Annotated in this window: 12 protein-coding genes; 1 reads left to right on the top strand and 11 read right to left on the bottom strand. The window is 33.9% G+C overall.

The genetic code is table 11. The annotated features are described in order from the left end of the window. Positions 1–71 precede the first annotated feature (71 nt). Together PRVXT_RS05360 and PRVXT_RS05355 are read right to left on the bottom strand one after the other, a co-directional pair. A complete protein-coding gene (locus PRVXT_RS05360) occupies positions 72–1,592 on the bottom strand; it encodes an AbgT family transporter (protein ID WP_350344639.1) in 1,521 nt (506 codons plus the stop codon). Positions 1,593–1,831: 239 nt separating this feature from the next. After that, positions 1,832–2,041, bottom strand: a complete 210-nt coding sequence (locus PRVXT_RS05355) for an aspartyl-phosphate phosphatase Spo0E family protein (RefSeq protein WP_350344638.1) — start codon at positions 2,039–2,041, stop codon at positions 1,832–1,834. Positions 2,042–2,170: 129 nt separating this feature from the next. Between PRVXT_RS05355 and PRVXT_RS05350 the strand changes: the two genes are divergently transcribed. Then, positions 2,171–2,416 carry a helix-turn-helix domain-containing protein gene (locus PRVXT_RS05350; RefSeq protein ID WP_350344637.1) on the top strand — a complete coding sequence of 82 codons (246 nt, stop codon included), beginning with the start codon at positions 2,171–2,173 and terminating at the stop codon, positions 2,414–2,416. A gap of 155 nt (positions 2,417–2,571) precedes the next feature. On the opposite strand, the gene PRVXT_RS05345 is transcribed toward PRVXT_RS05350, so the two are convergent. The 9 genes from PRVXT_RS05345 to PRVXT_RS05305 form a co-directional block, all read right to left on the bottom strand. Next, positions 2,572–3,822, bottom strand: a complete 1,251-nt coding sequence (locus PRVXT_RS05345) for an ABC transporter permease (RefSeq protein WP_350344636.1) — start codon at positions 3,820–3,822, stop codon at positions 2,572–2,574. After that, positions 3,810–4,514, bottom strand: coding sequence for an ABC transporter ATP-binding protein (locus PRVXT_RS05340; RefSeq protein WP_350344635.1), 705 nt, complete (start codon positions 4,512–4,514; stop codon positions 3,810–3,812). Before PRVXT_RS05340 ends, PRVXT_RS05345 begins: the two co-directional genes overlap by 13 nt. Positions 4,515–4,663: 149 nt before the next feature. Continuing rightward, complete coding sequence (locus tag PRVXT_RS05335; protein ID WP_350344634.1) at positions 4,664–5,941, bottom strand: sensor histidine kinase; 1,278 nt, start codon at positions 5,939–5,941, stop codon at positions 4,664–4,666. Further along, positions 5,932–6,663, bottom strand: coding sequence for a LytR/AlgR family response regulator transcription factor (locus PRVXT_RS05330; RefSeq protein WP_350344633.1), 732 nt, complete (start codon positions 6,661–6,663; stop codon positions 5,932–5,934). The genes PRVXT_RS05335 and PRVXT_RS05330 overlap by 10 nt, the downstream gene beginning before the upstream one ends. A 245-nt stretch (positions 6,664–6,908) precedes the next feature. Further along, positions 6,909–8,543, bottom strand: coding sequence for an ABC transporter ATP-binding protein (locus PRVXT_RS05325; RefSeq protein WP_350344632.1), 1,635 nt, complete (start codon positions 8,541–8,543; stop codon positions 6,909–6,911). A 92-nt stretch (positions 8,544–8,635) separates the two neighbouring features. Continuing rightward, positions 8,636–9,370 (bottom strand): ABC transporter permease, encoded by a 735-nt coding sequence (locus PRVXT_RS05320; RefSeq protein ID WP_350344631.1) that lies wholly within the window; start codon positions 9,368–9,370, stop codon positions 8,636–8,638. Between the two features lie 82 nt (positions 9,371–9,452). Continuing rightward, positions 9,453–10,439, bottom strand: coding sequence for an ABC transporter permease (locus PRVXT_RS05315; protein WP_350344630.1), 987 nt, complete (start codon positions 10,437–10,439; stop codon positions 9,453–9,455). 4 nt (positions 10,440–10,443) lie between these two features. After that, positions 10,444–11,973: an ABC transporter substrate-binding protein gene (locus PRVXT_RS05310; protein ID WP_350344629.1), complete on the bottom strand. Its 1,530-nt coding sequence runs from the start codon at positions 11,971–11,973 to the stop codon at positions 10,444–10,446. Continuing rightward, positions 11,973–12,824: a class I SAM-dependent methyltransferase gene (locus PRVXT_RS05305; RefSeq protein ID WP_350344628.1), complete on the bottom strand. Its 852-nt coding sequence runs from the start codon at positions 12,822–12,824 to the stop codon at positions 11,973–11,975. The genes PRVXT_RS05310 and PRVXT_RS05305 overlap by 1 nt, the downstream gene beginning before the upstream one ends. Positions 12,825–12,977 lie beyond the last annotated feature (153 nt).

Below are 12,977 nucleotides of genomic sequence, written 5' to 3'. Positions count from 1 at the left end.
TGAGGTCTATAAATAGATCTAAAAAAGTGGGATAAGGTATTTGACCTCATCCCACCTTTTTTAATTTGTTCTTAAAATCCTACCGGTATTCCAAGTAACAGCCACACTGTTAGCAAAATCATCCAAGAAATTGTGAATGCAATAGAGTATGGAAGCATTGTAGAAACTAGAGTTCCAATTCCTAAATTTTTCTCGTATTTTTGGGCAAATGCAATTATAAATGCAAAATATGGTAGCAATGGAGAAATAATATTGGTTGTCGAATCACCAATACGATATGCTAGCTGCACAACTTCTGGATCTGTCCCTAGTAAATATAACATCGGTACAAATACTGGAGCCATAATACCCCACTTTGCAGTTGCGCTACCGATAAAGATGTTAATAATAGCACATACCAGTATAAAAGCCAATATCAGCGGGATAGGCCAAGCATCTAGTCCTATCCATTGTAAGAAGTTTGCACCTGATATAGAAATAACACTTCCAATTTGACTCCATTCAAAGTATGCCACAAACTGAGAAGCTGCAAACGCTAGTGCGATATAACCGCCCATATCAGCCATGGACTGCCCCATATAATTTGCAACATCATGGTTACTCTTAATTGTACCAGCTTTTCTACCATAAAAGAGCGCTGGAAGTAGAAACATTAAAGCTATTAAAGGTATCATAGAATTCATAAATGGTGTCATGGCGGTAATAATAGCTCCCTCTTCTCCACGCATAATACCATTTTGTGGAACTAGCATCACTAGTAAACCTATAACAAATATAGCTAATCCAATTAGAGCAGATTTTAATGCTTTATTCTCTTGCTCAGTAAGGGGATCGAATTTTTCCTCATGATCTCCTGAATATTTACCTAGTCTAGGTTCCACAATCTTTTCAGTTACTAAAGTACCAACAATAGTAATCAAAACTGTTGAAGCCATCATAAAATATAAGTTTGCTGTAGCAGTAACCGTATACTCTTCGACCAAACCAGAGCTTAAAATAGCATCTTGTGTAAATCCAGCCAACATCGGGTCAAGCATTGAAGGTACTAAGTTAGCACTGAAGCCCCCAGAAACACCAGCAAAGGCAGCAGCAAGCCCAGCTATTGGGTGCCTTCCTTTAGCAGCAAAGACAATAGCACCAAGAGGTATTACAACAACATATCCAGCATCAGCAGCAACATTAGATAAAATTCCAGCTAATATCACTACAACTGTTACAAGTTTATCCGGAGCTCCTAATATAAGCTTTTTCAGAGTAGAAGATATAAGGCCAGTTTTATCTGCTACACCAACACCTAACATTGCTACTAGCACAACTCCTAGAGGTGCAAAGTTAACAAAATTATCTACCGCTTTTGTAAAAATATCTCGAATACCATCGGCGTTTAGAAGGTTAATTACCTCAACTTCTTCACCAGAAACAGGGTGCTCTACCGAAACGTTAATTGCACTTAAAACCAAAGATAGAACAAGTACAAGAGCTGCAAGTATGAAGAATAACATCATGGGGTGAGGGAGCTTGTTACCTACAACTTCTACGAAGTCTAAAAAACGTGTTCCTATCCCTTTCTTATTTTTTTGCTTAGCTACCATCCATTCTCCTCCTTTTCTATAATTGATATATTAAAATTTATTATAGAAAAAACAAAATATGCAAAAAATAATCACTTAAAAAATAAAAAAGTTATAAAAAAAAGACAGATTCAAACTTGTCTTTCAAAAACAAGTTTGAGTCTGTCTTTTTTGGGTAAATTTGCTCAAAAAGATAAAAGCACTCTAAAAATGTGCTTGTTTTAATAAAATTTGCTTAACCTCAAATACTAACTACAGAATCATTTATCACCATACTCTTTTTTATAATATAAGTTCAAAGCTTTATCTAGCTTCTCACTGAGCTTAACTACTTCAGAATCAACAAATTTTTCTCCCTCTTCTCTAACTAAATCATGTAACTGTTTTCTAAGTTCTTTGATTTCTTTCAAAATTTCGTCCTTATTATGTTCTACATCTATACAGTTACTTTCACTCTTATTCGTTTCCATTATATACACTTCCTCTTTATTCTATCCTACCGTTCTTTATTAGAACAGCATATTTAAAAAAATAAGTTACACTAAACAGAGACTTTTTTTATTATAACATACTAAATGAATTAGCAAAGGTGGTTTTTAATGAAAATTATACGTGAGTCTAATTCCATGAATCTTGCAGGTCCAAAGATTAAGAAAGCCAGATTACAAAACGGCCTAACACAAGAACAATTATCTGCAAAACTTGAAACCATAGCAGTTTACATAGATCGGGCCAGTATATCAAAAATTGAACAACAAAAAAGAATAGTAACTGACTATGAATTGATGGCCTTTTCAAAAATATTGAAAGTTAGTGTCCACTGGCTTTTAAATGTCTATCATTGAATACTTACAAAAAACATTCTAACATTTAATTTTAATATTGTAAATGTATATTTCCTTCCAAAAATTTCATATAAATAAAATCCGTACTTTATATAAGGTACGGATTTTATCATCTAACTTAAACTTATTTTTTATTGTACAGTTTTACAACTCTCCTAATCTTGTCTAATTGCATCTAACGGACTCATTTTCATAGCTTTCGTCGCAGGATAAAGCCCTGAAATAGTACCGATAATTGTGGTAAAACATAAAATAAATAATAAAAGTCCAACAGGTGTATCGGCTATAACAAGGCTTTCCCCGCCCTGAGAAGCTAAGATAATATTTACAACAAAGTTTACAAATTTAGCAAATAGCCAACCAAATATTATTCCTAAAACTCCTCCTACAAAACCTATTGTAGCAGACTCTATTACAAACATTGCTCTAATATCACCAAACGACGCTCCCACTACCTTTATTATTCCAACCTCCCGTACTCTTTCATAAATTGACATAAACATTGTGTTAACTATCCCTAGGGCTGCGACTAATAATGCAGTGGAACCTATTGCCCCCAAAATAACTTGTATCACACGAAAAATAGCATTTAAAACACCTATAACTTGCTTTAGGGAAAAAACAATAAATCCTTGCTCTTCAAGGTTTTCAGTGACATCATCCACTACCTCTAATGATTCAACTTGTACCTGAACCTGTTCATACCCTTCTAGTTTGTAGTCAGGATCATTTGTTGTCCATTTAAAGATGTCCTCCGCCTTTTCTATAGGCACTAAAACCGAATAATCTATCTGTCTTCCCTGTTCTTCTAGTGTACCTGCATAATTAAGTGAATAATCCTTTTTTTCTTCACCCTTCTCACCAAATCTGCTAGCACCTATTTTAATTGTTTCATTATCTGAGATTTTGCTTTCCTCAGAAATTCTTTCTTTAAATTTATTTCCTAAAATCAACCCTTCACTTACCCCATCACTATTTTCATTTTCTAAATCCATACCAAAGTCTTCTATAGCAGAAAAGTCTATCCCCATTAACGACACACTATACTCTTCGTTATCAATTACTACATTAGCCCCATGTATAGTGAGTACAGGAGTTACTCCCTCTACCCCATCAATTGCTTTTATTTCTCGGATAGCTTCTTCAGTTAATGGAAAGTCTGGATCGCTTCCAAACTGAAATGGCTGGTCGGAAGAAAAATCATAACCAGGCATAACTTCTAAGACCTGAAAATCTGCACCTGCGGATACCTCTTCAGTAACCATGTTTTGCAAACCTATTCCAAAAGAAACCATCGCTAAAATTGCCCCTGAACCTATGGCTATTCCTATAATAGTAAATATAGTTCTAAGCTTTGAACGCCATAAATTATTCCAAGACAGCAAAAACAGTTCTAAAACATACATGAAAATTTCCTCCTTGCTTTATTGCTCTCAATAACTCCATCTTTTAGCGTAATAATATTGTCAGCATACTCTGCTATTTCAATATCATGGGTAGCCATAATAACCGTCTTATTATATTCAGCACTCATCTTAACTAATAAATCAATAATTTCTTTCCCTGTTTTGCTATCAAGGTTACCAGTTGGCTCATCAGCTAAAATTATATCTGGATCTGCAATTAAAGCTCTTGCTATACTCACCCTCTGCTGCTGACCCCCACTTAACTCGGAGGGTTTATGCTTCATGCGCTCTCCTAAGCCAACTAACTTTAGCATCTCAGCTGCTTTTTCTCTTCTTTCTTTTTTAGACCAACGAGCAAAAAATAATGGAATCTCCACGTTTTCTAATGCATTATAATGAGACAAAAGATTAAAAGATTGGAATATAAATCCTACATTCTTTCTTCTGAAAAAATTAAGCTCATTCTGAGAGAAATTTGATATTTCATCCTGACCTATAACTACTTTACCCTTAGAAGGTAAGTCCAGCCCCCCAAGCAAATAAAGCAAAGTAGACTTTCCTGAACCAGAAGGCCCCAATAGGCATGTAAAATCACCCTCGCCTACTTCAACACTTACATTTCTTAATGCAAAAACATCAGTACTTCCCATAACATATTTTTTGCTTATATTTTCTGCTTTAATAGTTTTCAAAATTTCACCACCTCACGCACTAACTTTTTTTAGGCTACCAGCACCACAAAACTTATTTTAACATTTTGTTTTAAAACATGCCCCTTTTTTGTTGTGAATTACTAATGTTTATGTAGTAAAATAAAGTCTACCATGTTTACTGTGTTTTTTTAATCAACATATAACATTACTACAACTGAAAATATCTTATTGTTATAGCCAATATCTATTATCCCATTGTAATTTTTTACTATGTTGCTGACATTTTTTAAGCCAACCCCATGTTCTTCTTTATTTTTTTTTCTGGTGTCAATTTTTTTATTGTTTTTATTAACTACACCATCAAAGGAGTTCCTTATTTCAATGATTAACCTTCCTTTTGTATATCTAATCTTTACAAACACCCACAAATTTTCTTTTGCTTTTTTAAAAGCTTCAATTACATTATCCAACAAATTTCCTAAAACTGCTGCAATATCTAAACAATTCACACTAATTTTGGAAGGTATGTTAACATCCAGAGAGATGTCAGCACCTAATAACTTCATTTCTCGCAACTTATAATTTAAAATGCTATCTACTACAACATTTCCTGTTTGAGAAAATTCTACTTCATCTCCCCATAAATCTAACATTTCTTTTAAGTAAGTTTGAGCCTCATGATTTTTTCCACTGTTGATTAGTCCATTTATAGCCATTAAATGGTTTTTAACATCATGCTTAATCTTATTTGTTTCCTTTAAAGATGACTCCATTATTCCTAGTTGATTTTTATAATAATGATTCTGCTCTGTTATTTTTATTTGTTCAATACTTTCGGTTAATGTCTGCGATATATTATCATAGAGAAATAACACTATAAAGTTAATAGCTAAAACAGTAGTAATACCAGTTAATAAACTTAATGGAGAAAAGTTTTTACTAGATAGTAGCATCAATATTAAGTAGATAGAAGCCAGTGGAATTATTATGATAAGTAGCCAGTATCTTTTGTGAACTATTTTGTTTCCCTTAATATTTTTGTGCCGTGAAAGTATTAACACCACTCCGTAGGCGACAATGTTTACAGTAATAAAATTAAAAGAATCCATTTGAACCCTCTCTACAATAGAAAAACCAACATAACCTGTTAAAATAGCCACTATTATATCAACACTAGACAAAATAATATAAATTAGTGCAGTACTCAATATTCTTTTTTTAAAGCTAGCTTTATAGTTATAGCTCAAAGCCAAAAACAAAATAAGATTTGAAATAATCATTATCAATGGGGTTTTTGTAATTATATATAAAGCAGATATAATTACATAATATGAAATAAAAGAGAGAATTTCTAATAATTTGTTTATATTCTCTCTAGGATAAAAAATAGTAAAAAACTTAAATATTACATAAGTACCAAAAACATTAGTTATCAAATATACCCAGTCAGAAAAAATTAACTCCAATGGTAGTTCTCCTTTTCAAAATCCAATTGTAATTGCCTGACCTCTTTTCTCCTTGATTGGCTAATAGGCAACTCTTCCCTGTTACTCATAACCACTTTCTCATACTTTAATTTAGAAGCATGATGATAATTTATTATATAAGACCGATGAATTCTAATAAATTGATGCTTAATAACCCTTGAAAATACTTCTTCCATGGTTCCATAGTAATAGTGTTTTTTACCACTAGATGTTACAATTTTTATTTCTCGGTTAACGCTTTCAAAATAAATTATTTCTTTTAGTGACAATTTATATAATTCATGCCCTTTTTTAAAAGAAAAAAATCCACCAAAATAATCCGTTAATTTTAACGCAAGTTTAAGGGAATCAATGATTTTATCTTCCTCAAGGGGCTTTTTCAAAAAATGTAATGGTTGTACATCAAAAAGCCGACACTCATACCCATTTTTCCCAGATATGTAAGTAATCTTTGTTATATAATCATCCATTTCATTACGAATTCTTTCCCCTAACATAATGCCATCCATTTGTTTCATTTCTATATCCAAATAAATCAAATCAAATTTTGCTCCCTTTTTTATTTCAATATATAATTCTTTGCCAGAAGTAAACTTTTCCACCTTAATGTCGACATTGTTCATCTCTATATACTTATTTATAGATCTTTCTATTTCATCACAAATGGATATTTCATCATCACAGATTCCAACACTAAACACATACTCACCTCCTTTGCTGCAAAAATCTAAAACTTCCCATCCTACCATAACTTCAAGGATTTCTCTCAACAACCCTCATTACCAAGCTAACGATTTAAATCAGGGCGCTTTGTATATTAAACTATTCTCTTTCAAAAATAAAAAACCTTTCACCTAAATTTTAATTTACTATTAAGTGATTTTTATCTAACCAAAAGAGCTGGGGTAAAATCCCCAACTCATTTATCTTAAAACTCTTGATTTAATTAGCAACTTAGATTTCTAAACAACCTTTTGCCATAATCAGTCTTACTTTGTCCTATTACCTCAAAAGGTGTCCCAGATTCTATTACTCTTCCATCCTTCATTACATAAATTAAATTACTTATTTTCCGTGCCAAATTTAAATCATGGGTTATATAAAGCATGCTAAATCCCTTTTGATTTTGTAATCCCTTTAATAACCTCAAGATATTAGCTTTTGTCGACGGGTCTAGCATTGAGCTAATCTCGTCTGCTATTAATATTTTGGGCTCCATTATCAGAGCTCTCGCTATAGCTACCCGCTGCCGTTGACCACCGCTTAAACTACTACATCTTCTATTTAAAAAGTCTTTTTCCCTAGGAAGTTGAACCATTTTTAACGCCTTATAAATCGCTTCCTGTATTTTTTCACTATCGCTCTCTCCTAGTATGTAAAGTGGTTCAGCTAAAGCTTTGGTTATTGAAAATTTTCCATTTGTAGCAGAAAAAGGGTCTTGAAACACAATCTGAATTCCGTTCTTTTCATTTATAAAAGGTGGAGTATTCAGCTTATTACCTTGTAAAAATACTTCTCCTTCATCAGGAGTTAAAAATCCACTTAAACAATTAGCTAAGGTGGTTTTCCCGGAACCGGACTGGCCAACTAAAGAAACAACTTCACCAGCTCTGACCTTTATACTAACATCTTGACATGCTCTAATTTTCTCTTTTGCAGTAAAGTAAGTTTTGCTAATTTTTTTACCTTCTAAAAGGGTTTTCACCCCTCCTTGGTTGCAAGCAACCCTACGCTCTAGTGCACTATAATTAAGGGTAGGACGTTGATTTTCACAAAGTTCTTTTCTTTGATAGCATCGATCATAAAACAAGCATCCAGCACTATTTTTATTGCTACCGTTGCCACCTTTAACCTCTCCTTCAGGTATCCCCCAAAGCTCTCCATAAGGGTTAACTTCTAGTGATGAATTAATAAATCCTTGAGTATAAGGATGCTGCGGCTGCCTCAAAACCTCTTTTACTAAACCTGTTTCAATTATCTGTCCTCTATATGTAACCATAACCTTTTGACTTAACCGCTGTATCACCTGGAAATCATGGGATATTATAATGAGTGAAAACCCAATTTGACTTTGCAACCTTTCTAAGAGTTTTAAGATTTCTTCTTTACTTATAGAATCTAAAGCAGTTGACGGCTCATCTACAATTAACAATTTAGGACTACATATTATTGCCATAGCTATTAAAAAACGCTGTCGCATTCCCCCTGAAAGCTGATGAGGATATGCTTTTATCCACTTTTTATCAAGACCAACCAAATCAAAACACCGAAGTATTTCAATTTTTCTTTCACTTGATTTTAAACAAGTATGTTTTTTTAGCACTTCTTCTATCTGACTTTCTAAATCCATTACCGGATTCAATACATCTAATGTGTTTTGAAATACCATTGCAATTTCTTTCCACCTATACTGCTGCAACTGTTTTTCACTCAAGGATTGAAGAGCGACATTATTATAATAAATTTCTCCTTTAACAACACCTTTTTTATCTACTAGTCCCAGTATACTCAGCCCCAGAGATGTCTTACCGCTCCCTGATTCACCTATAATCCCTAAGCAATCACCTTTTTTCAAAGCCATATTTACATCTTCTACAGCTTTTACCTTAACCTCATTATCTTTGTATGTAATTGATAAGTTCTTGATTTTTAAAATAACGATTCACCCCTTTCTTATAGCCATTCTTCAACTTCGCGACTTAGGATAGACAAGCATAACACAAACAAAATCATAAATGCTAAAGGAAAGACAACCCACCATTTCCAATATGACGTAAAGTAAATCCCTTGAAATCCCATAGCATGGTTTAAAATTAACCCCCAACTTTTAGAAGTTGGATCTCCTAGCCCTAAAAATGAAAGACTAGCCTCGGCAACCACCGCTCTGCTCATCAATCTAATATAATTAATTGCTATTAAAGGATACATATCAGATAGTAAGTGTTCTTTTAAAATGTAAAAAAATCCACCTCCGTATCCTTTAGCCATCTTTATGTATCCCTCTTCTTTTATTGATATCACCCTAGCCCTGAATATCCGGGTAGGTCTAACCCAAGAAAATACACTAAGAACAATAATTATATTTATTATACTTGGCCCAAAAAACGCTCCTAAAACAATCATAGTTGGAAGTTCAGGTACTGTCATAAACAAATCTACCAATCGCATCAAGTACTGATCTTTTTTGCCGCCATAAAGTCCACTATAACAACCAACAGCTACAGCGAAAAAAATGGATACAGTAGCAACCCCAAACCCTATAATTAAACTAGTTCTTGTTCCCCTAGCAATTTGAGCAAAAAGATCTATCCCTAAATCATCGGTTCCCATCCAGAATTCTTTGGATGGTGGATGCAACGACGGTCCTGATGGAGTATTAGGGCAATGACTAAATAAGTTTTCTGGCATTAGACCCAAAAATAAAAATATCAGGATTACTAATGCTGATATTTTCGCCGACATACTGCTTTTTTTGAAATAACACAACATTTTACTGCTCATTTTTTCTCACCCTAGGATCTAAAAATCCATATAACATATCTGCTAGCATATTCATAAACAAAACCATCATTGTCATCGTTAAAAAGGCCCCCTGAATTAAAGGATAATCTCGCACTTGCACCCCTTGCCTCATAAGTCTACCAACACCAGGATAAGCAAACACATTTTCTACTAATATAGCTCCTCCCATCAACGCCCCAAAACTCAACAGCATTCTTGTAAGTACCGGAAGCCATACATTTTTTAAACAGTGAACAAAAAGAATTCTTTTTTGAGTTAAACCTTTACCACGAGCTGTTTTTATATATGCTTTATCTAATATAGATACAGTTGTGTTTCTTGTCAGCAAATAAAAGTCTCCTATCCTTGTAAAAACTAACGCAGTTAGAGGTAATATACTGTGTTTAAGTATATCTAAGCCGTGTTCAAACCAACTACTGTATTCCAGAAACTGACTTTTCCCCCCCGATAGCGGAAACCAATTCAAAGTAGCTCCAAATATAAACAGTAATGCCAAAGCCATCAAGAAACCAGGAATTTCTGATATAACGACAAACACTGTATACATAACTTTATCTAAAGGAGACTCTCTATAAAAACCGGAAAAAACACCTAGCATCATCCCTAAAACTCCACTGATCAAAATTGCTGGAATGACCAACAGTAGTGTCCACAATATTCGATCCATAATCAAGGTACTAACAGGTGTCTTATAGTAAATGCTATATCCAAGATCTCCTTTAATCAAACCAGCTAGATAGTTGTAAAATTGCCGGTGTATTGGTTGGTCTAATCCATAGTACGCTTTAAGCTCTTGAATTTCTTTTTCAGAGTACTCTATATGTACACCACCCTCTTCAGTAGATAAAACTGTAAAAGGATCCCCAGGCATAAGCCTGGGAATCATAAAGTTTAATACCAAAATCGCTAATAAAATCCAGAGGTACTGCTGGAGATTTAATTTCTTTTTATTCATTATCTTACTCCCACTTTAAATACGATAATTTACCATGGGTCATATTATGATGATCAAACATATGCATCCAACCTGTATAATCATCTTTGCGATATACTGTATAGTCCCTTCTTTGAAAGATAGGAATCATGGGAACATCTTTTGCAATAAGCTCTTGTAATTCAAAAACAATATTTTCTCTTTTAGCAGGATCAATTTCTATTAACTGTTTTTGGCCTAGTTCACTAATTTCTTCATTATAATACCCATCAATCACCATTCTGCTCCGTAGGCTGTCAGGGTCTGAGCCCCACCCACCGTGACCAGTAATCAAGATATCATAGTCACCGCTACGCAATGCATCATCTCTAGATTTCATATCCATGCTTCTGACGGTTATATCTACACCTATTTTTTCTAATTGTAATTGAATCAACTCTGCCATTCGCACCTCTTGAGTTCCGTCCCCTATAACTAAATCCAATTCTAAATTTTTATCATCTAGTAATTTAAGGGCCTTATCGGGATCGTATTGATATTTCTTTACATTATCGTTATACATAACGTGGTCTACCGGTAGATATCCCATACTACCTACCACTCCCGCACCTCGACCAACTCTTTCTAAAATTTCTTCTCTATCAATTCCATAGGCAAAAGCCTGCCTCACTTCTAGATCTTGAAACTCTGGAATTCGCTCATAATTAAACACCATTCGGTATCCCCAAAACCCAGGATTTTCTACTATTTCAATCTCTTCTTTTCCTTCATATCTTTCTTTCAAATCTGAACTTATTGTGATTACATCTATATCATTGTTTTCAAAAGCCATTACATCGTCACTTACTGGTACAAACTGCACCCTTTCTACTTTTTGCTTTGGACCCCAAAAATTTTCAAAAGCTGTAAACTCATAAGTCTCATGTTCTTTAGAGTAGTCTGTCAAAACATAAGGCCCTGATCCGATAACAGCTTTCTCGCTTTCAAAAGAGTTAGGTTCTTCTACATCCTTCCAAATGTGTTTGGGAATAATGCGGACCCCACCAATAACATTTAAAGCAGTTGCGTTCTTCTCTAAAAGATGAAATTCCACTTTATTTTCATCTACTGCCTTGACCTCTTTTATAAACGGTTCGCCTCCAATCTTAACAGGGTTCCACACAGGTGAATGTTCAGCAAAGTAGTCGAAAGAAAACTTTACATCATCGGCATCTAATTTTTCTCCATCATGCCAGTAAACTTCCTCTTCAAGAACAAAAGTTATTACCTTACCATCTTCTGATATCTCCCAATCTTTTCCTAACCAAGGTATTATTTCGTCCTCTCCCCGCTCTAGCAAACTATCAAATATCATTTGCATTTTAAAACCACCAGGCCCTCTAGGGTAATGTAAAAATGGCGAAGGATAACCCCAATCCCCCCCAGCTAATTTTATAGTAGGCAACTCACCTTCAGCACTTTCGCTTATTTTAACATCTTCAGCCTCGCCACAGGCCACTAAACCGAACAGCATAACACAAATTGTCAATACCATAGCCAAAACTCTTTTTATCATTATTTATGTCCTCCCACTTCCCAAGTCAAGTATCCTTGGGTCACCTCAGTTTTTTCTCTAACCTTTCCCATTGTCTCATGTTTCTGCAAGATATTCTTAATTACAAACATATCTTTTTCATCTAATGTATAACTGTTGGAAAACTTTTGTTTATAAAACTCTTCTGCTTCTTTTATTTCAATCTCATCTTCCCAATTACGATGCTTATATTTTATTTCCGGAAAATATCCTGAGCAATACAGTACATTAAAAGCATAGTAAATTTTATCATCCCACATATCTTCTCTTTTGTATTTTCCCTTTAACACCTCTTTAATTTCATCAGCAATTAAATCCTTCCTTTTAACAAACCCACTAAGATAACAATACTTTTTACTAGCTTTAATCATTTTTAACAGCGTTTCATAGCAGTTTACTCCCGGTGTCATTGAGGCAAAAACTAAATCGAAACTACCTTGCCCTCCTATTTGAGTAAGTTTTATGTCCCGCCAGTTTCCTTTTAATAATTTTATATTTTCATAACCTAAAGAATCAGAGTTTTTCTTTAAATAATCCAACATATTTTGTGATATATCCGTAGCAATTACCTCTTTAACCTCACAAGCTAAAGCTAGTGTTTGTGCACCAGGACCACACCCTATATCCAATACCCGCATTTTTTTATCTACATACCCTTTATTTTTAAGCATTTCTACAATCTCGCTACTCCCACATGGATTCTTAGGAACTTTATTATTAAACCTTTCAGCTCTAAAATCCCAGAATTTCTCCATGTTGTTTGAGTTTTTTTTCACTTTGTTCCAACTTGTTATCCAGTCTTGTAGCATACTTTTATTCTCCATTTTTGACATAAAAATAACATCCTTCTATTAACCAACAGGGATGTATTTTTAAATAGTCCCCACCCTTCTTTTTTAGATTAGAAATCCCCTAAATTTTTCGCTCACTATCCCTTTATTTAAACTAACTTTTTTTGGGTATAAAAAATAATCCAATCCTCCCCT

The organism is Proteinivorax tanatarense (assembly GCF_040267685.1).
Classification (GTDB): Bacteria; Bacillota; Proteinivoracia; order Proteinivoracales; family Proteinivoracaceae; genus Proteinivorax; species Proteinivorax tanatarense.
Note: the sequence above shows the minus strand (reverse complement) of the source record. Positions and strands in the feature narration are given on the sequence as shown.

Coding starts and splice junctions, on each gene's coding strand:
- PRVXT_RS05360 (WP_350344639.1), bottom strand. CDS start 1,592: ATGGTAGCTAAGCAAAAAAATAAGAAAGGGATAGGAACACGTTTTTTA.
- PRVXT_RS05355 (WP_350344638.1), bottom strand. CDS start 2,041: ATGGAAACGAATAAGAGTGAAAGTAACTGTATAGATGTAGAACATAAT.
- PRVXT_RS05350 (WP_350344637.1), top strand. CDS start 2,171: ATGAAAATTATACGTGAGTCTAATTCCATGAATCTTGCAGGTCCAAAG.
- PRVXT_RS05345 (WP_350344636.1), bottom strand. CDS start 3,822: ATGTATGTTTTAGAACTGTTTTTGCTGTCTTGGAATAATTTATGGCGT.
- PRVXT_RS05325 (WP_350344632.1), bottom strand. CDS start 8,543: ATGGCTTTGAAAAAAGGTGATTGCTTAGGGATTATAGGTGAATCAGGG.
- PRVXT_RS05320 (WP_350344631.1), bottom strand. CDS start 9,370: ATGCCAGAAAACTTATTTAGTCATTGCCCTAATACTCCATCAGGACCG.
- PRVXT_RS05315 (WP_350344630.1), bottom strand. CDS start 10,439: ATGAATAAAAAGAAATTAAATCTCCAGCAGTACCTCTGGATTTTATTA.
- PRVXT_RS05310 (WP_350344629.1), bottom strand. CDS start 11,973: ATGATAAAAAGAGTTTTGGCTATGGTATTGACAATTTGTGTTATGCTG.
- PRVXT_RS05305 (WP_350344628.1), bottom strand. CDS start 12,824: ATGTCAAAAATGGAGAATAAAAGTATGCTACAAGACTGGATAACAAGT.